The sequence below is a fragment of the Gemmatimonadota bacterium genome, from assembly GCA_016714015.1.
GTDB lineage: Bacteria > Gemmatimonadota > Gemmatimonadetes > Gemmatimonadales > Gemmatimonadaceae > Pseudogemmatithrix.
In genome coordinates this window covers 305,976-328,058 of sequence record JADJNZ010000001.1, presented here as the reverse complement: position 1 = coordinate 328,058, position 22,083 = coordinate 305,976, and the positions used below count along the sequence as shown (strand labels likewise).

Here is a 22,083-nt window from a genome sequence, read left to right as displayed (position 1 = left end):
ACACGCTCCGTAACTTCGGGTCATGCCACGCATCTTCAGCGGGATCCAGCCCTCCGGCGAGCTCCATATCGGGAACTACCTGGGGGCGGTGAAGAACTGGGTCGCGCTGCAGCACGAGCACGAGTCCTTCTTCTGCATCGTAAACTACCACGCCATCACCATCCCGTTCGCGCCCGAGGACCTGCGGCGCCGCACGCGCGAGATGGCGGTGGGACTCCTCGCCTCGGGGCTCGACTCCACCAAGGCCGCGGTCTTCGTCCAGTCCGACGTCCCCGAGCACACCGAGCTCGGCTGGATCTTCAACACCATCACCCCGCTCGGCGAACTCGAGCGGCAGGTGCAGTTCAAGGAGAAGTCGGCCAAGCAGGAGCAGGTGATGGCCGGCATCCTGAACTATCCCGTCCTCCAGGCCGCCGACATCCTCCTCTACCTCGCCGACACCGTGCCCGTGGGCGAGGACCAGGTCCAGCACCTCGAGCTCTCGCGCGTCATCGCGCGCAACTGGAACGCGCGCTTCTCCCCTGACGCGCCGTACTTCCCCGAGCCGCAGCCGCGCCTCACGCCCACGCGTCGCATCGCCGGGCTCGACGGGCAAGCGAAGATGTCCAAGTCCATCGGCAACACCATCGGCCTCCTCGAGACGCCCGAGCAGGTGTGGGACAAGCTGCGCCCCGCGGTCACCGATCCCGCGCGCCAGCGGAAGACCGACGCCGGCGATCCCGACAAGTGCCCCGTCATCTACCAGCTCCACAAGGCCTTCTCGCCGCCCGACACCGTCGCCGAAGTGGAGACCAAGTGCCGCGGCGCCGGCTGGGGCTGCATGGACTGCAAGAAGGCGCTCCACGCCAACATGATGACCGAGCTCACGCCCATCCGGACGCGCGCCGAGGAGTTGATGGCGAAGCCGGCCCACGTCGACGAACTGCTCGCCGATGGCGCGCGTCGCGCGCGCGTGGTGGCGCGCGGGACGATCGACACGGTGCGCGCCCGGATGGGACTCGATGCCGCTCAATGACCTGATCGTCGAGGCCTTCCGCCTCGACCTCGCCGCCAAGCTCATCGCCGCGGTGCTCATCGGCGGCGGCATCGGGCTCGAGCGCGAGCTCAAGCACAAGCCGGCCGGGCTCCGCACCAACATCCTCATCTGCCTCGGCTCGGCGATCCTCATGGACCTCTCCATGAGCATCGCCGCCACGCACGGCGGCGACCCCGCGCGCATCGCGGCGCAGGTCGTCACCGGCATCGGCTTCCTCGGCGCCGGCACCATCCTTCACACGCGAGGCCAGATCACCGGCCTCACCTCGGCCGCGACCATCTGGGTCGTCGCGGCGCTCGGTCTCACCGTCGGTGCCGGCTACTTCGTCGAGGCCTTCGGTTCGACCGTCACGGTGATGGTCGTGCTCGTCGGACTCGGATGGGCGGAGAAGAAGTACCTCCCGCACGACGGCGACCAGCAGAACGGCGTCCCGGCGCAGGAGTGGCTGGGCAAGGAAGAGGGGCGACGCGCGACCGACCGGCGCGGACGTCCCACGCGCTACACTTCGGAGACGCCGGTGGTCACGCCGCCGGCCGGCACCACGCCGCCCGACGGCGAACGGACCCAGCAGTGAGCCACACACACGGACGGGAGTGATGGAGAAGATCATCAAGGCAGCGGTCGAGCGCGGCGCCTCCGACCTGCACATCAAGGCGGGCGACGTCTTCCGCGCGCGCATCGACGGCAAGCTCGTGCCGCTCACCAAGCAGGCGCTCACCCCCGACCAGACGCGGTCGATCGCCATGCGGCTCATCTCCAACGAGGATGACCGCGCGCGGCTCGACAAGCTGCAGGACTACGATTGCTCGTGGGGCGCTCCCGGCATCGGCCGCTTCCGCGTGAACATCCTGCGCCAGCGCTCGAGCTTCATGATCGTCATGCGCGTCATCCCCTTCGAGGTGCCGAGCTTCGACAAGCTCGCCGTCCCGCCGGTGCTCAAGAGCATCTCCGAGGCCGAGCGCGGCATGGTCCTCGTCACCGGCGTCACCGGCTCGGGCAAGAGCACCACGATGGCGGCGATGCTGAATCACATCAACCAGCATCTCAACAAGCACATCGTCACGCTCGAGAACCCCATCGAGTTCCTCCATCGCGACCTGCAGAGCTCCATCACGCAGCGCGAGATCGGCGTGGACACCGAGAGCTTCCGCATGGGCCTCCGCGCCGCGCTGCGCCAGGACCCCGACGTGGTGCTCATCGGCGAGATGCGCGATGCCGAGACGATCGACACCGCGATGAAGGCCGCCGAGACGGGGCACCTCCTCATCTCCACCGTCCACACGCCGGACGCGCAGAGCACCGTGCTGCGCATCCTCGCGATGTTCCAGCCCGAGGAGCAGGACGTCGTGCGCGTGCGCCTCGCCGAGTCGCTCCACGCCGTCGTCTCGCAGCGCCTCCTCCCCCGCGCCGACGGCAAGGGCCGCGTCGCCGCGCTCGAGATCATGGTGGTCACGCCGACCATCCGCGAGCTGATGCTCGACCGCGACCGCGTCGGTGAGATCCGCGACTTCATCGCCGACGGCCGGGAGCAGTACGGGATGCAGACCTTCGACCAGCATCTCGAGGAGCTCGTCACCACCGGCGTCATCGAGTACCCCGTCGCGCTCGCGGCGAGCACGCGGCCGAGCGACTTCCAGCTCAAGATGGGCATGCTCAGCAAGCGGCCGACGTCGCATGGCACGCCCGCGCACGGCGAGACCACCCCCATCCAGGAGCCGATGTCGGGCGGCTTCGGCACCGGCTTGGAGTTCCTCAACGGATGAGCATCGATCTCTCGGGCATCTTCGGTCCCGTCATCAGCCCCTTCAAGGGCGCCAACGAGGACCTCGACGTCGACGGCTTCAAGGCGAACGTCCGCGCGCACATGGCCGACGGGCTCTCCGGCGTCGTCGTCGCAGGCTCCACGGGCGAGGCGGCGCTCCTCGACGAGACGGAGCGCGCGCAGCTCGCCGCCGCCGCGCGCGAGGTGGTGCCCAAGGACAAGCTCGTCATCGTCGGCACGGGCGCCGAGTCGGCGCGCCAGTGCCTCGCGCGCTGCCGCGCCGCCAAGGACGCCGGCGCCGACGCGGTGCTCGTCGTCGCGCCGCACTACTACTCCAACGCGATGGCGCGCGAGAACCTCGCCGCGCACTACCATCGCGTCGCCGACGGCTCGCCGCTCCCGGTGATGCTCTACAACATCCCCAAGTACATGCACTTCGCGCTCCCCGCCGACCTCGTCGCCGAGCTCGCGCAGCACGCGAACGTCATCGGCATCAAGGACAGCTCGGGCGACGTGAACATGCTCAAGGGCTTCCTCGCCGCGCAGTCCGACACGTTCTCGGTGATCACCGGCAGCGGCTCGGCGCTCCAGGCGGGACTCGAGGCCGGCGCGCGCGGCGGCATCCTCGCCGTCTCGCTCTTCGCCGCCGCGCTCTCGCGCGAGGTGCTCTACGCCGTCCGCTCGGGCGACACGGCGCGTGCCACCGCGGCGCAGGCCAAGCTCAAGCCGATGGCCGACACGATCGTCGCCAAGCTCGGCGTCCCGGGCGTGAAGGCGGCGATGGACCAGGTCGGCCGCGTCGGCGCCGCGCCGCGCCTGCCGCTGCTACCGCTCTCGGATGCCGGCCGCGCGGAGATGCGCGCCGCGCTCGGCTGAGGAACTGCTCACCACAGAGGACACAGAGAACACAGAGAAGGGCGGAGAACGGCCGTTGGAGAGGGCGTGGGGGAAGGATCCCTCCCCGAAGCCCCCCAAAGAGGCAGTCGCAGTTCTCCGCCGTTCTCTGTGCCCTCTGTGCCCTCTGTGGTGAAAGCGGTTCCAAACCGCGTTGCCCGCCCAAGGTACCGTGCGTAGATTATTCCAACGCCCCGCCACCCGGGGCGTTTTTTGTTGCCCCTGACCCTGACCAGTACCGCACCATGTTCGATACCAAGACCCGCACCATCGTCATCGTCGGCGCCCAGTGGGGCGACGAGGGCAAGGGCAAGCTCGTCGACGTCCTCGCCGAGCGCGCCGACTGGGTCGTGCGCTACCAGGGCGGGGCCAACGCCGGCCATACCGTCCACGTGGGCGATGAGTCCACCGTGCTCCACCAGGTCCCCAGCGGCATCCTCCACCCCGGCGTCCGCTGCGCCATCGGCAACGGCGTCGTGCTCGACGCCGAGAGCGTCTTCGAGGAGGTCGACGCCCTCGTCGCCAACGGCGTGGACGTCAACGGTCGCCTCTACCTCTCCGACCGCGCGCACCTCGTCATGCCGTACCACAAGCTCGTGGACAAGGAGAGCGCCGCGAGCAAGGCGATCGGCACCACCGGCCGCGGCATCGGGCCGGCGTACGAGGACAAGGTCGCCCGCCGCGGCATCCGCGTCCTCGACCTCCGCCATCCCACCCGGCTCCGCGATCTCGTCGAGCGCGGCACCGAGCGCGCCAATCAGGTCCTCGCCGGCTTCGGCTCCTCCAAGCGCGCCGACGCCGAGTTCACCCTCGCCACCCTCGAGCGCCTCGCGCCGCGGCTCCTCTCCATCAGCGAGGACGTCGGGCTCGCCATCCACAAGGCGCAGAAGCAGGGCGCGGCCATCCTCCTCGAGGGCGCGCAGGGTTCGCTCCTCGACATCGATCACGGCACCTATCCGTTCGTGACCTCGTCGAGCACCACCGCCGGCGGCGCCGCCATCGGCGTCGGCATCGGGCCGCGCGCCATCGATGCCGTCCTCGGCGTCGTGAAGGCGTATACCACCCGCGTCGGCGGCGGGCCGCTCCCCACCGAGTTCGACGAGAAGATGGGCGAGCATGTCCGCACCCTCGGCAACGAGTACGGCGCCACCACCGGCCGGCCTCGCCGCTGCGGCTGGTTCGACGCCGTCGTCGTCCGCTACGCCGTGCGCGTGAACGGCCTCACCGGCCTCGCCGTCACCAAGCTCGACGTCCTCGACACCCTCGATCGCGTCGGTCTCTGCACCGGCTACCGCATCGACGGCGAGGTGATGACCGAGTTCCCCGGCGACATCGCCGACCTCGTCGGCATCGAGCCCGTCTACGAGTGGTTCGACGGCTGGAAGTCCTCCACTGCCGAGGCGCGCACGCTCGACGCGCTCCCCAAGCAGGCGCGCGCCTATCTCGACCGTCTGGTGGAACTCGTCGAGTGCCCCGCCCAGTACGTCTCGGTCGGCACGCGGCGCGATCAGATCATCGGTCTGCAGGCGTGATCCGGGAGGCGCGCGGTGGCTGAGAAGAAGCGCCGCCCCTCCGCCGTGAAGGCGGCCTCGGCGAAGTCCGTGCCGGGGCTCGTCGGCAGCATCAGCGAGCGCGACGCCGGGCTCCCCGTCGCCGTCATCGGCGCCGGGCCCTGTGGCCTCGCCGCCGCCGCGGCCCTCGAGGCGTCCGGCGTCCGCGCCATCGTCTACGACCGCGGCTGTGTCGCGAGCTCCATCGCGTCGTACCCGCTCTACATGACCTTCTTCTCGACCGCCGAGAAGATCGCCATCGCGAACGTGCCGTTCCCCATCGCGACCGACAAGCCGACCCGCCGCGAGGCGCTCGCCTACTATCGCATGGTCGTCCAGCACCTCGGCCTCGACGTGCATCAGTACGAGCCGGTGGTGCAGGTCTGGCGGCGCAAGCAGGACTACGTCATCCACTCCAAGCCGCGCGGCGGCGATGTGGTCGAGACGAAGGTCCGCGCCGTGGTCGTCGCCACCGGCTACTTCGGCACGCCCAACCCCCTCAACGTGCCCGGCGAGGACCTCCCGCACGTCTCGCATCTCTACCGCGAGGGGCACGAGGCCTTCCAGCGCGATGCGATCGTCGTCGGGGCGGGGAACTCCGCCGCCGAGGCCGTCCTCGACCTGTGGCGGCACGGGGCGAAGGTCACCCTCGTCCACTTCGGGCCCAGCTTCGACAAGAACATCAAGCCCTGGGTCCTCCCCGACCTCCAGAACCGCCTGAAGGACGGGTCGATCGGCGTCCGCTGGAACACCCGGGTGACGGCCATCGAGCACGGCCGCGTCCACCTCGAAGGGAAGGACGGCCCCGGGATCCTGCCGGCGCAGCACGTCTATCTGATGACCGGCTTCACCCCGTCTTCGGAGCTGCTCTCCTCGCTCGGCGTGGAGATGGACGCGGCGACGGGGATCCCCTCGCACGACCCCTCCACCATGGAGACCAACGTCCCGGGGGTGTTCATCGCCGGGGTCCTGGCGAGCGGGTACGACGCCAACAAGGTCTTCATCGAGAACGGGCGCGGGCACGGGGTGCTGATCGCGGGGGCGATCGGGGGCTGATCACGGGATGATAGGAGGGCTAAAGGTCCGGCGGCGGTGGCCGAGACTGCCTTTATGTCCCGCCCCCGCCGCCAGCACCCCAAGCCGGTCATCATCTACCGCCCCCGCCCCCGGCCCGCCGCGAAAAGGTGCACTGTTAACTTTCCGCCGGCTCGCGCGTCATAGGGATGACAAAATGACGCCCACGCCCGCCTCCCTCGACTTCGCCCTCTCCGCCGACGACCGCGTGCTCCTGCACGCCATCGCCATGGCCGGCGATTCGGTCCGTGAGGCGGACGTCGCCTACCTCCTCGAGCGCTGGCCCTGGGCCTCGCCGATGGACTGGGACCGCGTCGCCGACCTCGAGGAGGCCGGCCTGCTCCAGCAGACCAAGGACGGCTGGTTCGTCCCCCTCGCCGTCGATCTCGAGGCGGCCGCCGAGCTCCCCAAGTCGCTCGACCCGCTCCTCAAGGGTCTCGTCGGCGAGATGCTCTGCCGCCACGCCGACTCGTTCGACCGCTTCCAGCTCGGCTTCCGCCGCATGGTCGCCGGCGGCCGCGAGCAGGCGATCGTCGCGGCCACCCGCGTCTGGGCCAGCACGCCCGCGGCGCAGGACGCCCCCCGCGGCGAGCGGTTCGTCGCCGCCCTCGGCGCCAAGCGCCTCGGCCCCACGCTCTGCGCCGAGCTCAGCCAGGCCGTCCCCGAGATCGCGCCGCCGTCGCCGTGGACCGCGCCCTTCCGCGCCCTCTCGGCGCGCCTCCAGGCGCAGCCGATGTACGCGCGCACCGCCGCCGCGGCCGCCGCGGCCTCGTTCGTCCTCCTCGACCTCGTGGGCCAGAGCGCCCCGGTCCTGAACGAACTCGACCGCCGCTAGTTCGCTCGGGTGTGCCCCCTGAGGGCGCGATGGTAGATTGAGGCGTCACCGCCCTCATCCCCGCGCCCCCGGTCGTTCATGCCCCGTCCCGACGTCCTCGAGACCCTCGTCAGCCTCGCCAAGCGGCGTGGCTTCATCTTCCAGTCCTCCGAGATCTACGGCGGCACCGGATCGGTGTGGGACTACGGTCCCCTGGGCGTGGAGCTCAAGAACAACGTCAAGGCGCGCTGGTGGAACGCCATGGTGCGCGAGCGCGATGACGTCGAGGGCCTCGACGCCGCCATCCTCATGCACCCCCGCGTCTGGGAAGCCTCCGGCCACGTCTCCGGCTTCTCCGACCCGCTCATCGACTGCAAGGCCTGCAAGGCCCGCTTCCGCGCCGACAAGCTCGGCGACGCCCAGTGCGCCCGGAAGCCCAGCAAGAAGCCCGGCGAGCACACCGACTGCCAGCTCACCGAGCCCCGGCAGTTCAACCTCATGTTCAAGACGTTCATGGGCCCCGTCGAGGACTCGGCGGCCGTCGTCTACCTGCGCCCCGAGACGGCGCAGGGCATCTTCGTGAACTTCCTGAACGTCCAGCAGGCCACGCGCCAAAAGGTCCCGTTCGGCATCGCCCAGATCGGCAAGGCGTTCCGCAACGAGATCACCCCGGGGAACTTCACGTTCCGCACGCGCGAGTTCGAGCAGATGGAGATGCAGTTCTTCGTCGAGCCCGGCACCGACATGGAGCACTTCGAGCGCTGGAAGCAGGCCCGCCTCGACTGGCACCTCGGCCTCGGCCTCGAGCGCGACCGCCTCGAGTTCCATCAGCACACCGAGAAGGAACTCGCGCACTACGCCCGCGCCGCCTTCGACATCAACTTCGACTTCGGCGGCTCCCTCGGCTTCCAGGAGATCGAGGGCGTCCACAACCGCTCCGACTTCGACCTCAAGCAGCACCAGGAGTTCTCCTCCAAGAAGCTCGAGTACGTGGACCAGGCCGCCAACAAGCGCTACCTGCCGTACGTCATCGAGACCTCCGTCGGCGCCGACCGCGTGACCCTCGCCATCATGGTCAACGCCCTCCGCGAGGAGGCCGTTCCCGGCGAGACCGAGGGCCGCACGGTGATGGGCTTCCATCCCGCGCTCGCCCCCATCAAGGCCGGCATCTTCCCGCTCACCAAGAAGGACGGACAGCCGGAGATGGCCGAGAAGCTCGGCGCCGCGCTGCGCAAGAAGTTCAACGTCTTCTACGACGAGGCCGGCGCCATCGGCCGCCGCTATCGCCGGCAGGACGAGGCGGGCACGCCGTTCGGCATCACCATCGACGGCGACTCCACCAAGAACGACGACGTCACCATCCGCTTCCGCGACGACATGGGGCAGATCCGCGTGAACACGTCGAAGGTCGCGGAGATCATGACCGACTACATCGAAGCCGACCACGCGCGCGCCGAAGCGGCGTTGGTGGGGTGACCGCGATGGGCCGCGACGACGCACCGCTCGACGCGCTGCGTCGGCGCGGCGAGGCCTTCCTCGAGGAGGTCTCGGCCGAGTACCACGCCGCGCACGCCGGGCACAAGGAAGGGGCCGCCCTCCAGCCCATCTACGAGAAGCACCGCGCCGCGTACGACGACGAGGCGTTCGCGATGGCGCTCGAGCTCTTCAAGGGCTCCACGCCCGCCGCCGGGGCGCCCGTCAGCGAGGAGCACCGCTCGTCGCGCCTCCTCCTCGACTGGCTCCTCGAGAGCCGCGTGGGCCGCGAGCTCGCCGCGCTCGACGAGCGCGAGATCGCCTGGGAGGGTGCGGCCGTCGTCCGCACGAGCGACGGCGCCGAGGAGCCGTACCAGCGCGCGGCGATCACCATCGCCAACACCCGCGACGCCGCCACGCGGCACGCGCTCGACGACGCCCGCGCCGCGCTCGTGCAGGCCGAGCTCGCGCCCATGAAGCAGGAGAAGCTCGAGCGCGAGCACGAGGTCGTCTCCAAGCTCGGCATCGCGTCCACCTACAACGCCACCTGGGAAGCACTCGCCGGCGTCTCGGTCGCCGCGCTGCGCGCCGAGTGCGAGGCCTTCCTGCGCGACACGCAGGCGATGTGGGACGAGCTCATGCCCTTCTACGTGAAGAAGGGACTCGGCATGGCCGTCGCCGACGTCACGCGCGCCGACCTCCTCGCGCTCATGCGCGCGCCGGAGTTCGACGCGTACTTCCCCGCCGAGGCGATGGAGCGCGAGGTGCGCCGCCAGGTGACGGAGATGGGGACGTCGCCCGATGCGAACGGCCACGTGCTCTATGACACGGCCGACCGTCCGGGGAAGCGCGCCCGCGCCTTCTGCGCGCCGGTGCGGATCCCCGACGTGGTGCATCTCGTGCTGCGGCCGCACGGCGGCTCGTCGGACTATATGACGCTCATGCACGAGCTCGGGCATGCGCTCCACTTCGGCAACATGCGTCGCGACCTGCCGTTCGAGTTCCGCTGGCTCGGCGACAACTCGGTGACCGAAGGGTACGCGATGCTCTTCGATCACCGCCTGAAGGACGCCGGCTGGCTCGCGCGCTACACCGGGCTGGGGAAGAAGGAGCTCCCCGCCTTCCTCCACTCGCAGGGGTTCGAGGAGCTGCACTTCGTGCGGCGGTACTGCGCCAAGCTCATCTACGAGACCGAGCTGCATGGCGGCGGCGTCTCGTGGAGCGCGTTGCCCGACCTGTTCGTGGAGACGCTCACCAACGCGACCGGCTTCCGCTACCATGCGGCCGACGCGTTCGTCGATGTGGATCCGCGGTACTATGCCGCGCGCTACCTGCGCGCCTGGCAGATGCAGGCCGTGCTGGACGAATCGCTGCGCGAGCGGTTCGACGCCGACTGGTGGCGGAACCCCAAGGCGGGTCCGTGGATCGTCGGCGAGCTCTTCGGCTGGGGCCAGCGCGAGCTGGCGGACGAACAATCACGCCGCGTGGCCGGGAAGGGCCTCTCCTTCGCCCCCGTCATCGCCGGCATCGAACGCATGATCGGATAGGAGCGCCGTGAGATGACGACCGTCTACCTGAATGGGAAGTACGTGCCGAAGGAGCAGGCGATGATCCCGGTCGAGGACCGCGGCTTCATCTTCGGCGACGGGATCTACGAGGTGGTGCGGGTCATCAAGGGCGCGGTCTTCGCGTGGGACGCGCACGCCGCGCGCCTCGCGAACGGTCTCGACGGCCTCCGCATCAACAGGGCGGGCACCGAGGGATTGAAGGCCGTCTGCGAGAAGCTCGTCGCCGACAACGCCCTCGCGGCTGGCGAGGCGACGGTCTACCTCCAGGTCTCCCGCGGCGCCGCGCCGCGCACGCACCACTTCCCGCCGGCCAACACGCCGACCACCATCTACGCTGCCGCGAGCGCCTTCACCCCCAACTTCGCCGCGCGCGACACGGGCTTGAAGGGCATCACCACCCCCGACATCCGCTGGGCCCGCTGCGACCTGAAGACGGTGAACCTCCTCGGCCCCGTCCTCGCCCGTCAGCAGGCGCAGGAGGCCGGCGCCTACGAGGCACTGCTGCATCGCGACGGCATGATCACCGAGGGCGCCGCGACGAACGCCTTCTTCGTGATCGACGGCGTGCTGCGCACCTACCCGCTCTCGCACTACATCCTCCCCGGCATCACGCGCATCGAGATCATGGCGCTGGTGAAGGAACTCGGCATCAAGTGCGAAGAGCGCCCCGTGGCGCTGCTTGACCTGCCGAGGGCGAGCGAAGTCTTCGTGGTCGGTACCACCACCGACGTGACCCCCCTGGTGGAGATCGACGGCCGCACGGTCGGCACCGGCAAGCCCGGCCCGATCACCGTGAAGCTCAAGGAGGCGTTCGCGAAGCGCCTCTACGCCAAGTGAGCACGGCGGTGCGGGGAAGGGCAACGGCGTTCACCACAGAGGGCACAGAGTACACAGAGAACGGCGGAGGAAGCCCCCTCAAGTCCTTCTCCGCCCTTCTCCGTGCCCTCTGTGTCCTCTGTGGTAGTCTGTTGCTGTTGGGTGGACAAGCGAACGCCCAGTCCCCGTCAGAGGATGCGATCCTCCGGGAAGCCACGGCCCAGCTGCAGGCGATGATCCGCATCAACACGGTGAACCCCCCCGGCAACGAGCTCGCCACCGCCCGCTTCCTCGACTCCCTCTTCAAGCAGGCCGGCATCGAGTCCCGCGTCTACGAGAGCGCCCCCGGCCGCGGCGCCGTGGTCGCCCGCATCCGCGGCGTGCAGGGCCCCACCGCCAAGTCCCCCGTGATCCTCATGGGGCACATGGACGTCGTCGGCGTCGTGCGTGAGCAGTGGACCGCCGACCCCTTCGCCGCCGAGGTGCGGGACGGCGTGCTCTACGGCCGCGGCGCGATCGACGACAAGGGGATGCTCATCGCCAACCTTCAGGCGATGCTCGCCCTCCAGCGCCGCGTGAAGGCCGGCCAGGTGCTCACGCGCGACGTGATCTACGTGGCCAACGCCGACGAGGAGGCTGGCGGCGACTACGGGATGGGGTGGCTCCTCAAGAACCACCCCGACGCCATCCGCGCCGAGTATGCGCTGAACGAGGGCGGCCGCACGCGCATCATGCCCAACGGCAAGCGGTACGTCGCGCTGCAGATGGCCGAGAAGGTGTCGCATGTGGTGACCGTGACCGCGAGCGGCCCGGACGGGCACGCGAGCATCCCGCTCGAGGGGAACGCGATCGTGCGGCTGGGTCGTGCGCTCGCCGCGATCGGCGCGCACCGCGAGCCGGCGGTGCTCACGCCGGTGACGACGCGCTTCTTCAAGTCGCTCGCGGCGGTGTGGCCTGATGCGCGCGAGGCCACGGCGATGACCGATGTCTCCTCGGGCGATGCGGCGCGCGTGGCGCGCGGCGCCGAGGTGCTGCGCGCGACGCCGACCTTCGACGCGGTGCTGCGGACCGGCATCTCGGCGACGATCGTCGGGGGCGGGATCCGGTCGAACGTGATCCCACGCGAGGCGGTGGCGACGTTGAACGTGCGGACGCTGCCGGGTCAGTCGATCGATTCGACTGTAGCGCGGTTGGTGCGGGCCGTTGGCGATCCGATGGTGAAGTTCGCAATCACGAGCCGTGGGGAGGATTCGCCGGCGATGAGTGCGGAGAACGAGTTCTTCGCGGCCGTCGAGCGCGCGGCCAGGCGCGTCGACCCGACGATCACGGTGGTGCCCTATCTCTCGACCGGTGCGACAGACTCGGCCGATCTTCGCCGCGCCGGCATCAAGGCGTACGGGCTGCTGCCGTTCCCGCTCGAGATGCCGGTCGAGGAGGCGATGCACGGGAACGACGAGCGGTTGCCGCTCGCGGCGTTCGGGTTCGGGGTGCGGTTCGTGACGGGGATCGCGGAGGCGTTGGCGGTGGGGCGGTAGGCGGCGCAGGCGACTTGCGCGCGAGTAGCCGCGAGGAGTGACGTTTCCGCCCCGCCCTGCGCGGCGGAACATTCAGGTCGGAGTATTCCTGAGAACGTACTTAAGGATCAGCTGAGCGAACGCGGGATAGGCGACGGCGCACGTGGTACTTGCGACGCATGGGTCCGCGTCCAAGATTCTCAATGCCTGAATACTCGGACCTGCCTAATCAGGAGATATTGGGTTAGGCAGGTCAGTCTAATACACGTTAGGTCCCGGAGCCCACCTTGCGAGAGCGCCGTGAGTACCATCGCTTGTTGTCGGACAGTCTCGTGAGCTCTTTCACTCCATCTGGAGCGCGCCAACTGTGAGTTTGCCGGAGCTTTCCGAGATTGTCCGATCGATGCGACGTAATCCCCGGTTCGCCATTGGATTCTCGCTGGTGCTTGGCGTAGGCCTCGCGGGAGTCGTGTTTGTGATCGGACTCCTCCAGGCAACTGTCTTCCGTCGACTACCCTGGGCTGCGCCTGAGCAGCTATTTGCGCTGATACTTCGCGACAATAACGTCCCGCGACAGTGGACTGAGCGCGAGGCAACCGCGGCTCGCGACGGCGCCGTGCCTCGCATCGCCATCACTTGGTACGCGACCTCCGAAGAGAAAATCGTTGAGTCTCGCGATAGTAGCATCGCCGACGTCGCGCTCGTTGAGCCGCAGTTCTTCGGAGTGCTTGGACTCTCGGCGCTCGAAGGGAGGCTGCCCCGCACTCAAGAGGAAGAGGACGTCGTCGTACTGTCGTCGCGCTTGCGTGAAGAACTCTTCCCGAGCACGACTGCAGTGGGACAATACATCACCGTCGGTGATCGCAAGCTGGCGGTTGTTGGCGTGATGCCGAATGGATCTGAGTACCCACTAGGTGTCGACGCGTGGCGACTAGGAAGGAGCAGGTTCGAGGGTGTCGGCGGGCGCACAGTTGATCTCATTGTGCGCGACTCGGCCGGACGCTCCGCTGAGGAAATTGAACGGCTGTTTGAGGGTGTTGCCGCCGCAGTAGCTTCCGCGCCAAGCGATCCTGGCGTGCGAACCTCAACGCAGGCCACCTCGCTCGCCGAGCACTTCCGGCCGCGCATCGGAAGGCGCGTTCGAGTCATTTTGGTTGGCATCGCCGCCGTGGTCGTGCTGGTGCTAGTCAACGTGTCAAGCGCGATGATGCTACGTGCAGAGCGCAACCTGTTCGCGAATGCACTTCGAGTCACGCTGGGCGCGCCATTCTCCCGTTTGGCGCGCCACGCGTCGCTCGAGATTCTTCTGCTTGTGGCCTTCAGTCTCTTGGTGGGCCTCGGACTCGCTGCCGCGTCAACTGGCGCAATGCGGGCCCTGCTCGGAGGCCCGTTCGCCGACGCACATGTCAGCTTTGACTTGACGTGGTTGCTGGCTCTTGGTGTTGCTCTGCTCTTAATCACTGGTGCGCTCGCGCTTGCCCCCTTGCTTGCGCTTAACAGAATCGAGCCGGCGGTCGCACTGCGTATGTCTGGCTCGGCTGGAAGTCCAGGAGCGAGCCGGTTGCGACGGCTGTTTCTTGGGTTACAGGTGGGAACTACCCTGTTCTTTCTCCTCATCGCAGCAGCAATCGGCATGGCGTTCGCGGAGGTCAGTCGCATCGATCTTGGATACGCCCACAGAGAAGTCAGCTTCGCGACCATTGGGCTTGGCGCCGAGGAGTTCCAGGACCCTGCACGAGTGCGGGCGATCGCTGGTGACGTCGCGGAGCGAGCGCGTCAGTCACTGAATGCGTCGGCCGTGGCCGTTTGGGGCACAACCTATCCGCATCGGCTCGCACTTCAAACCGAATCTCCCATTCAGATTCCCGAGCGGGTTCTGCCCGCTCAGGACCCGATGGTGTTGCCGGTTCTCTCGGTCGACGTGAATCAGGAGTACTTCAATGTCATGGGCATCTCCTTGCGAAAAGGGCGAGTCTTCGACTCGTCCGATTCCGAGGGAAGTGATCCGGTCGTCATTCTTGATGAGCGCGCGGCTAGAGCGCTCTGGGGTGACGAAGAGCCCATCGGCAAGTCGCTCAGACTCGGAGGACGAGCAAGCACACTCCCTTGGATGACAGTTGTGGGCATCGTGGCGAGCAGTCAGCCGGTTCATCCGCTAGCGCTGGAGTGGGAGCTCGAAGGTACTCGCTTCCCGTTGATGTATCGTCCACTCAGCCAGTCCGCGCCCGCTGCTTTGCTCGCGCCGCTTTCCAACTCCGGATTCTCGATTGCGGTGGCGTCGAATGGCACGCCTGCTCGCGCGGCCCGCGTGTTCGAGCAGATTATCGCGGAAGTCGCTCCTGGCGAGCGCCCAGAGTTTAATGGGCCGCTCAGTGCATTCGTCGATAGGAAAGGCCGCCTCGAGGAAGCGAGGTTTGAGGCACTTGTGCTCGGGCTCTTCGGCGTCCTCGGCGCTCTTCTTGCGCTTCTCGCTGTGGCGACCGCGGTAGACGAGACACTTCATGCGCGAACTCGGGAGATTGGCATCCGCCGCGCGCTCGGATCGCCGGCCCACATGATCATTTGGCGTGTCTGTCTCGACACACTGCGTGTCGCTGCTGCCGGGATCGTCGTCGCGATGGTGGGCTTCGTGCTGAGCGGACCAGCGATGCAATTCCTTCTGCGCGAGGATTCGCACGCCACCGCAGCCACCGTGGCCCAAGCCCCAGTATGGCTAGTATTTGCCGTGGCTGGACTGATCGGTTCTCTTGCACTCGCCATCGCTTACTGGCGTGCCAGCAGAGCCGCGCAAGTCGAGCCATCAATCGCTCTGCGGGCAAACTGACGCTTAGAGCCGCGGGACTCAGGGATTGGCGCGGCCGGCACCTAACGACGCTTGCTGCTGATGAACGCGGGTGCGGATGCAGTTGCAGGGCGGCCGCCTATGGAGCGAACTAAGGTCTAGCGGCCGCCCTGCAACTGCTTTCTATTGAAGCGTTCACAGCAGAAGCAAACGTTATGCGGCTCGGAGACCTATCGCAGTGAGGGTAGCATGAGCGGCAGTGTAGGCGGCGTGCCCTGGCTGTGGCCCGCCGTGCTCTCGATCTCGGTTCTCTACTTCGGCTGGCATGCCTTCGTCGTCTGGCGAGCACTCGACGCGGAAGAGTGGCCGCGTGCGAGCGGCAGTGTTCTGCAATCGCGCACCGAGAGTGACACCGAGGGAGCGCGCTGGGCTGAGGTCTCCTATCGCTTCGAAGTCGACGGCAAGGAGTATCGCGGGACGCGCGTACGGTTCCATGGGCTGCACCGCGGAGAACTCATGGCTGGATGGACCACGGATGACTATCGCCCGGGGCGCACGGTTCTCGTCGCCTACAATCCACGCTCTCCACGCGACTCTGTGCTGGAGCCGGGCGTCTCAACTGAACTGTGGGTATCGTGCGCAGGTGCGCTCGCCCTCTTCGGGGTAAGCCTGTATCAGGTTGCGGGCGCAGCGACCGCATAACGGCAGTTGGTGACCGATGGCCGCGCTGGGGTAGCGGGTTGGCGGCCGCGCCTTATCGTTCCTTACGGACCGGCGCGGCCGCCAACCCGCAGTTTATGGAAGCGGCCACGGCACAACTTGACGTTAGGGCGACGAGACCGGCATCGATCGTATGCTAAGCGCGCACACCGCTCGTTGGCTGTTGTGTCCCCTCGCTGCCGTCGGCTCATGCGGAGCGACAGGCATCGCGTCGCGGGGCGTCCAAGGGTGGCTCCAGACACGCCTCGGCCAGGCGACGCTTGAGGCAGTGCTTCCGCTAGATGGACAGGAAGCCGTCCGCCTCGCGCTCGAGGCCCTCGTGTTCGTCTTGGCCGGTTCGCTCATGGCGCCGCGTGCCAGGGCGCTCATTGCGCCGGCACTGTTCCTCCTGGGCGCGTGGCTCGCGTGGTTTGTGCTTCGCAGTTGGTACTTTCCTGAGTTTCATCCGCGCGGGTACGAGATGAGCTCGTTGCCGCTTTGGGGGTCTTGGGCCGGCGGCGTCGCCGCGGTGGCCTTCATGGCGCTGCCGTCTGTGCGCCGCGCCCTAACGACAGTTGGTGCTGATGGCCGGCTGGGGTAGCGGGTTGGCGGCCCCGGCCTCATCGTACTTCAGGGTCGGCCGTGGCCGCCAACCCGCATTGATTGAATCGGCCACAGCACAACGTGACGTTAGCTGGACGACGGATACCTCGTACATGTTCAACCCTCGGCTTCTGCTCATCCTCGCACTGAGCGCATGCGGTAGCGCTGGCGAGGGGCCCCCGAATCTTGAGTTGGCCAGTGAGGGAAGTGCCTCGGCTGGCCGCGGCGCTGAAGTCACGTGCGCGATCGGCCTTGGTCTCGCGACCAGGCTTCGCGGACGTCTGGAGCGGCGCGTCCATCTCGGTCCTCCGGGATACGGAGAGTCACCCACGATCGACACGCGCGACACGTCATGGATTGTGCTCCTTCCCGCCGCGCTACCCCCGTGTGACGCCACGGACGAGAGTGCTGACAGCGCGCGGCGAGAGGTTCAACTCGTGGTGCCCCCGGCCAACGTCCACGAGCTCCTCGGCGAGACCATCGAGGTTCATGGGCGGTTGGGTCAGGCCTCACTTGGCTGGCAGCGTACCCCGTTCGTGATCTTCATCGACAGTGTCCCGTCGTTTCGACAACTAGCGGCACGCCGCACTCAGATCGGCTGAGCTTGGCGCTCCGCCAGCTAACGGCAGTTGGTGACCGACGGCCGTCTAGTGAAGCAGGTGGGCGGCCGCGCCCTGTCGTACCTTTCGGTACGGCGCGGCCGCCCACCTGCATTTTATGAAAGCGGCCGCGGCACAACTTGACGTTAGCTCGACGAACAATGACTTCGCACGCCCTTCTAGTTCTAGCATTCGCTTCCGTCGTCGCCGGTTGTGGGCGCGTAAGCTCGGCGTGCGATCCGAGCAGTCAAGAGTGCGAGTACGCCTTATTGCGCGACACGCTTGTGGCGCCCACTCCTCGGGCACGTGACTTCGCGGCGGTCGCAGCAACGTCGCGCACTGCCGGACGAGTCGACCTCGCAAGTAATCCGGGCGCGCGCCGCTTTCGCACCGTTCTGCAGGATGGAGTCGCGGCCGGACCGAACTTCGCCGGTCGCTTTGTGCTGGTATCCTGGGGATGCGGCACCGCGTGCAAGTCGTTCGCAATCGTCGAACCAGTGTCCGGCCGCGTGTATATGTCCGATGTATCCTTTAGCCTCGACGCTGAGTTTTCAATCGAGAGCAGTCTCCTGATTCTCGACCCTCCTCATGCGTGGGACGCTCCGGTCGCCGGGTCCATGCAGTCGACTTACTATCGGTGGGACGGTTCAAACCTGCTCCCGATCGACTCTTTGGTCTGGGTGCCTCGACCGGCGAAGGGCACGCGCCCCGCGAGCTAACGGCAGTTGGTGACCGACGGCCGTCTAGGGGAGCAGGTGGGCGGCCGCGCCTTGTCGTACCTTTCGGTACGGCGCGGCCGCCCACCTGCATCTTATGAAAGCGGCCGCGGCACAACTTGACGTTAGCCCGATGCAACCGGACATTGATTTCGCTCTAGCGGAGTATGCCATCGGCCAGTTGCCGAGCGAACGGGCCCCTGAGCTTGCGGCCGCCTTGCTCGCATCGGGCGAGGCAGATCCCGATGCCGCGACGTTGGCGCTCATGCGCGCTCCAACCTGGAGTGACGCGCGTGCGCTGTTCGAGTCGGCAGTTGCCGCAACGGGCCGCACCATCCCGCATCCGCGGTTCGCCTACCTCCGCGTGATTCAAGGCGTCCTGGACGCCATGGTGGCCGGCACCGTGACTCCGCGATCTGGCGCCGGACGACTGGGAGAGATCTGGTCGGCCACGGACCACCGCCACAATCTCAGCGTCTTCGTCGCGCTCGCAGATGACTGGGACGAGTACCCGGAGCAGCGTGGAGAGATCGAAACGAGCATCGTCGCCGAAGCTCAAGGACGCGTTGGCGAGTTCCGTGCCGGCACGGGCTAACGGCAGTTGGTGCTGATGGCCGGCTAGGGTAGCGGGTTGGCGGCCACGCTTTATCGTTCCTGAAGGACCGGCGTGGCCGCCAACCCGCATTTATTGAAGCGGCCACAGCACAACTTGACGTTAGGGCGACCAGATCCCGCTACAGTGCGCTCGCGCGAGTCGGAGTAGCAGTCACTTTGCGAGGGAGTCACCGAATGCGGAGACTTGTTCTCATCAGCTGCGCCGTCGTAACAGTCGGCTGCGGCGCGATATTCGCTCCGGAGCGCGACACAAAGATCTACGTTCTCGCATCCATTGCGGGTGTGCCGATTCAGTCGCTGCCGAACATCTGGCTCCTCTGCGCGCCAGAGTACGCGGCGCAGGGTGCCGAGTGGGAGATGCTCTCAGACTCCGTGTTCTTCTATCCAGAGGGGCAGGGCGAGGCACGCAACGTGGCGCGTGTCCGGTACTCGGTCGCTGAGAGAGGCGTATATGGCCGAGCGGACACGGCATTTCTGAGCCCGAATCGCTCGTCGTTCAAGTGGCGCCAGACTTTTGACGGCGGCGCCGTGCAACTGGCGGTGTCATATGGGCGCGGATGGAGCATGGTCGCAGTCGCTCAAGACGGCTCATACTCGTACGAGGGTACCTGTGGCGAATGGCGATACGAGCGAGCACCCTAGCGCCCCGCGCCCTAACGATGGTTGGTGACCGATGACCGCGCTGGGGAAGCCGGTGAGCGGCCGCGCTCTGTCGTACCTTTCGGTAGCGCGCGGCCGCTCACCGGCATCTTATGGAAGCGGTCACGGCACAACCTGACGTTAGGGCGACCAGATCCCGCTACAGTGCGCTCGCGCGAGTCGGAGTAGCAGTCACTTTGCGAGGGAGTCACCGAATGCGGAGACTTGTTCTCATCAGCTGCGCCGTCGTAACAGTCGGCTGCGGCGCGATATTCGCTCCGGAGCGCGACACAAAAGATCTACGTTCTCGCATCCATTGCGGGTGTGCCGATTCAGTCGCTGCCGAACATCTGGCTCCTCTGCGCGCCAGAGTACGCGGCGCAGGGTGCCGAGTGGGAGATGCTCTCAGACTCCGTGTTCTTCTATCCAGAGGGGCAGGGCGAGGCACGCAACGTGGCGCGTGTCCGGTACTCGGTCGCTGAGAGAGGCGTATATGGCCGAGCGGACACGGCATTTCTGAGCCCGAATCGCTCGTCGTTCAAGTGGCGCCAGACTTTTGACGGCGGCGCCGTGCAACTGGCGGTGTCATATGGGCGCGGATGGAGCATGGTCGCAGTCGCTCAAGACGGCTCATACTCGTACGAGGGTACCTGTGGCGAATGGCGATACGAGCGAGCACCCTAGCGCCCCGCGCCCCTAACGATGGTTGGTGACCGATGACCGCGCTGGGGAAGCCGGTGAGCGGCCGCGCTCTGTCGTACCTTTCGGTAGCGCGCGGCCGCTCACCGGCATCTTATGGAAGCGGTCACGGCACAACCTGACGTCAGGTGGACTCAACGCAACTTGTTCTCTTCTAGGAATGCGGCCCTTCACTGCGCTCATTGCATGTGCTCTGCTCCTCGCGTCGTGCACCTCCGCGCGGCGGACCGGAGAGAATGACGCATGTTCAGAGTCACCTGCTGAGGGCGCGGTCCCCTTCCGCGCTCCGGACGCGACCGACTTGGTGGGTCGTTACGCGCTAGCTGTCGTCGCCACCAATGAGCGAGACCGAGGAATCACGGAGACCGGGGAACTGCGGCTTTGGGTCCCGGGATCCGTCCCTCGATTCAACATCCCTGAGCCGTTGACGATCGTGGACAGCACGACGAAGGATGGTAGTTTCACGATCCAGCACGTGCGCTTGGATTCTGACAGCATCGTCGCGTGGCATCCGAGTACGGAACGACCGCTGTTCGGCACTGCAGCGGTTGCGCTCACCCGATTCGGCGTGCGTGGCGAAGTCTCCCCCGAATCGGCAGACTCGACACGGCCCGGAGTCGTGCTTGACGGAACGAATCTGCTCGTAGGAGAGCACGCGCGGTACTACGGCGTCAAACAAGCCGACGGCGTGGGCTCTCTAGCGCTCCACGTTCACTGGTCGGCACCGACAGGGTTCGGAGGCAGTTGGCGCGCGCGATACGGACACAATGTCGTCGACTCCGCCGGACGCCCAGTGCAGCCCGCGAGCGGCCATTTCTGCGCTCGACTCCTCAGCAGCGGCGACTCAGCCACTTGACGACGCTTGCTGCCGATGGCCGCGAGTAAGGATGCCGTTGTGGGGCGGCCAATTTTCCGTAAGCGCACGACCTAGCGGCCGCCCCACAACTGCTTCTTATTGAAGCGTCCACAGCAGATGCACACGCTAGCCGGAGGCATATGGTTCGCTTGGCGCTTGGCGTGTTGATCTTCTGTGTGGTAGCGCTCAATGCGGCCGCGCAAGGCGCGATACACGGCATTGTGGTGGAGGATGGCTCGCTGAAACCGCTCGCGTGCGTCGACGTGGCCCTGACAGATAGTGCAGGTCGCGTTCTGGAGCGCACGCAATCCTCGCCGACGGGTGAGTTTCGATTCGGCTCTGCGCTGAGCGCGAGTGCTTCGCTGCGATTCTCGGGCCACGGGCTCACTCCGTCGCCATTTCCAGTGAACGCGGTTGCAGCGGACGCCGCCGGTGTCCGTCAGTACCCGATCTTCTTGGAGCCCCTCGCGACCGGGGCGCATCCCGAAGATCTCGGGGCGGCCGCGGCGGCACCCGGATTCATTCCCGGCTCAGGCTACCCGCGCTATCCCGACGACCTTCGGGCCACGCGCATGACAGGCCGCGTAGTGATCGCCTTCATGATTGACGCGCGAGGTCGGCCCGACACAAGCACGGCGCTTGTGCTCGAGGCAACGCACTCGGCTTTTCGTGCGTCGGTCTTCTCGTCGCTGCCGAACATCCGGTTCCGCCCAGGCCGGCGTGCCGGTCGCGAGGCCTGCGTGTTCTCGTTGCAGGAGTATCGCTTCGATCTCGCACGAGGCCCCGGCTAAGGGCAGATCGTGACCGACTGCCGCGGTAGGAAATCAGGGGGCGGCCGTGCTCGTTTGTACCTTTCGGTATCGCGGCCGCCCACCTGCATTTGATGGAAGCGGCCACGGCGGAACTCGATGTTCGCCCCGGCCCGACGTCGCGCGAATCCCACCGGAGGCACCGCAATCGATGACGAGTACTCGACAGGTCCCGATCATCCACGCCGGCGGCCCGACGCTCGCGCCCGCCGTGTCCGACGCGCTGGCGAGGCAAGTCACGCTCGGCGACGTCATGAAGTGGGGGCTGTCGCTGGCGCCGCCTCGGGCACCCGTCGAGATCGTGACGCAGGACGAGTACACGCACGATGTGGTGCTCGAGCTCGCGGGAGACTGCTTCCTCGTCTACGACACGACCTGACTCGGTTCCGTGACGGCGGTCGCCGTCTGGGATCGAAGGCCCTCCGCTCAGGACATGCTCGACGCGCGGCTTGCCCGCGGCTGGCGGCCGACCGCCACCGCGCTCAAGACGGGTGACCAGGTCCTCGGCTACGCCGCCTGCATCGTCTCGGCTGAACACCGTCATCGGAGCGCCGGCACGTAGCGG

General features: G+C 67.3%; 17 protein-coding genes. All 17 read left to right on the top strand.

The genetic code is table 11. The annotated features are described in order from the left end of the window. Positions 1–22 precede the first annotated feature (22 nt). The 17 genes from trpS to IPJ78_01265 all read left to right on the top strand — a co-directional run bounded on the left by trpS (position 23) and on the right by IPJ78_01265 (position 22,080). On the top strand, positions 23–1,015 hold the full coding sequence (trpS, locus tag IPJ78_01345; GenBank protein MBK7905189.1) for a tryptophan--tRNA ligase: 993 nt from the start codon (positions 23–25) through the stop codon (positions 1,013–1,015). Next, a complete protein-coding gene (locus IPJ78_01340) occupies positions 1,002–1,610 on the top strand; it encodes an MgtC/SapB family protein (GenBank protein MBK7905188.1) in 609 nt (202 codons plus the stop codon). Before trpS ends, IPJ78_01340 begins: the two co-directional genes overlap by 14 nt. Before the next feature lie 22 nt (positions 1,611–1,632). Continuing rightward, the gene (locus IPJ78_01335) at positions 1,633–2,799 is read left to right on the top strand and encodes a PilT/PilU family type 4a pilus ATPase (GenBank protein MBK7905187.1); all 1,167 of its coding nucleotides are present in this window, start codon (positions 1,633–1,635) and stop codon (positions 2,797–2,799) included. Next, positions 2,796–3,674, top strand: coding sequence for a dihydrodipicolinate synthase family protein (locus tag IPJ78_01330; protein ID MBK7905186.1), 879 nt, complete (start codon positions 2,796–2,798; stop codon positions 3,672–3,674). The genes IPJ78_01335 and IPJ78_01330 overlap by 4 nt, the downstream gene beginning before the upstream one ends. Before the next feature lie 263 nt (positions 3,675–3,937). Continuing rightward, positions 3,938–5,224 carry an adenylosuccinate synthase gene (locus IPJ78_01325; GenBank protein MBK7905185.1) on the top strand — a complete coding sequence of 429 codons (1,287 nt, stop codon included), beginning with the start codon at positions 3,938–3,940 and terminating at the stop codon, positions 5,222–5,224. 15 nt (positions 5,225–5,239) lie between these two features. After that, positions 5,240–6,298, top strand: a complete 1,059-nt coding sequence (ypdA, locus tag IPJ78_01320) for a YpdA family putative bacillithiol disulfide reductase (GenBank protein ID MBK7905184.1) — start codon at positions 5,240–5,242, stop codon at positions 6,296–6,298. A gap of 175 nt (positions 6,299–6,473) precedes the next feature. Beyond that, the gene (locus tag IPJ78_01315; protein MBK7905183.1) at positions 6,474–7,151 is read left to right on the top strand and encodes a hypothetical protein; all 678 of its coding nucleotides are present in this window, start codon (positions 6,474–6,476) and stop codon (positions 7,149–7,151) included. Positions 7,152–7,229: 78 nt separating this feature from the next. After that, entirely contained in the window at positions 7,230–8,606 is a 1,377-nt protein-coding gene (locus IPJ78_01310) for a glycine--tRNA ligase (GenBank protein MBK7905182.1), read from the top strand. Between the two features lie 5 nt (positions 8,607–8,611). After that, positions 8,612–10,150, top strand: coding sequence for a hypothetical protein (locus IPJ78_01305; protein ID MBK7905181.1), 1,539 nt, complete (start codon positions 8,612–8,614; stop codon positions 10,148–10,150). Between the two features lie 12 nt (positions 10,151–10,162). Beyond that, positions 10,163–11,008 (top strand): D-amino-acid transaminase, encoded by an 846-nt coding sequence (gene dat / locus IPJ78_01300; protein MBK7905180.1) that lies wholly within the window; start codon positions 10,163–10,165, stop codon positions 11,006–11,008. A 212-nt stretch (positions 11,009–11,220) separates the two neighbouring features. Further along, positions 11,221–12,522, top strand: a complete 1,302-nt coding sequence (locus IPJ78_01295; GenBank protein ID MBK7905179.1) for a M20/M25/M40 family metallo-hydrolase — start codon at positions 11,221–11,223, stop codon at positions 12,520–12,522. 454 nt (positions 12,523–12,976) lie between these two features. After that, a complete protein-coding gene (locus IPJ78_01290) occupies positions 12,977–15,325 on the top strand; it encodes an ABC transporter permease (GenBank protein MBK7905178.1) in 2,349 nt (782 codons plus the stop codon). A 228-nt stretch (positions 15,326–15,553) separates the two neighbouring features. Further along, complete coding sequence (locus tag IPJ78_01285; protein ID MBK7905177.1) at positions 15,554–15,985, top strand: DUF3592 domain-containing protein; 432 nt, start codon at positions 15,554–15,556, stop codon at positions 15,983–15,985. A gap of 2,048 nt (positions 15,986–18,033) precedes the next feature. Then, positions 18,034–18,495: a hypothetical protein gene (locus IPJ78_01280; GenBank protein ID MBK7905176.1), complete on the top strand. Its 462-nt coding sequence runs from the start codon at positions 18,034–18,036 to the stop codon at positions 18,493–18,495. 2,354 nt (positions 18,496–20,849) lie between these two features. Next, positions 20,850–21,500 (top strand): energy transducer TonB, encoded by a 651-nt coding sequence (locus tag IPJ78_01275; GenBank protein ID MBK7905175.1) that lies wholly within the window; start codon positions 20,850–20,852, stop codon positions 21,498–21,500. A 193-nt stretch (positions 21,501–21,693) separates the two neighbouring features. After that, positions 21,694–21,897: a hypothetical protein gene (locus IPJ78_01270; GenBank protein ID MBK7905174.1), complete on the top strand. Its 204-nt coding sequence runs from the start codon at positions 21,694–21,696 to the stop codon at positions 21,895–21,897. Positions 21,898–21,906: 9 nt separating this feature from the next. Next, positions 21,907–22,080 carry a hypothetical protein gene (locus IPJ78_01265; GenBank protein ID MBK7905173.1) on the top strand — a complete coding sequence of 58 codons (174 nt, stop codon included), beginning with the start codon at positions 21,907–21,909 and terminating at the stop codon, positions 22,078–22,080. Positions 22,081–22,083: the final 3 nt, after the last annotated feature.

Coding starts and splice junctions, on each gene's coding strand:
- trpS (MBK7905189.1), top strand. CDS start 23: ATGCCACGCATCTTCAGCGGGATCCAGCCCTCCGGCGAGCTCCATATC.
- IPJ78_01340 (MBK7905188.1), top strand. CDS start 1,002: ATGCCGCTCAATGACCTGATCGTCGAGGCCTTCCGCCTCGACCTCGCC.
- IPJ78_01335 (MBK7905187.1), top strand. CDS start 1,633: ATGGAGAAGATCATCAAGGCAGCGGTCGAGCGCGGCGCCTCCGACCTG.
- IPJ78_01330 (MBK7905186.1), top strand. CDS start 2,796: ATGAGCATCGATCTCTCGGGCATCTTCGGTCCCGTCATCAGCCCCTTC.
- IPJ78_01325 (MBK7905185.1), top strand. CDS start 3,938: ATGTTCGATACCAAGACCCGCACCATCGTCATCGTCGGCGCCCAGTGG.
- IPJ78_01315 (MBK7905183.1), top strand. CDS start 6,474: ATGACGCCCACGCCCGCCTCCCTCGACTTCGCCCTCTCCGCCGACGAC.
- IPJ78_01310 (MBK7905182.1), top strand. CDS start 7,230: ATGCCCCGTCCCGACGTCCTCGAGACCCTCGTCAGCCTCGCCAAGCGG.
- IPJ78_01305 (MBK7905181.1), top strand. CDS start 8,612: ATGGGCCGCGACGACGCACCGCTCGACGCGCTGCGTCGGCGCGGCGAG.
- dat (MBK7905180.1), top strand. CDS start 10,163: ATGACGACCGTCTACCTGAATGGGAAGTACGTGCCGAAGGAGCAGGCG.
- IPJ78_01295 (MBK7905179.1), top strand. CDS start 11,221: ATGATCCGCATCAACACGGTGAACCCCCCCGGCAACGAGCTCGCCACC.
- IPJ78_01280 (MBK7905176.1), top strand. CDS start 18,034: ATGCAACCGGACATTGATTTCGCTCTAGCGGAGTATGCCATCGGCCAG.
- IPJ78_01275 (MBK7905175.1), top strand. CDS start 20,850: ATGGTTCGCTTGGCGCTTGGCGTGTTGATCTTCTGTGTGGTAGCGCTC.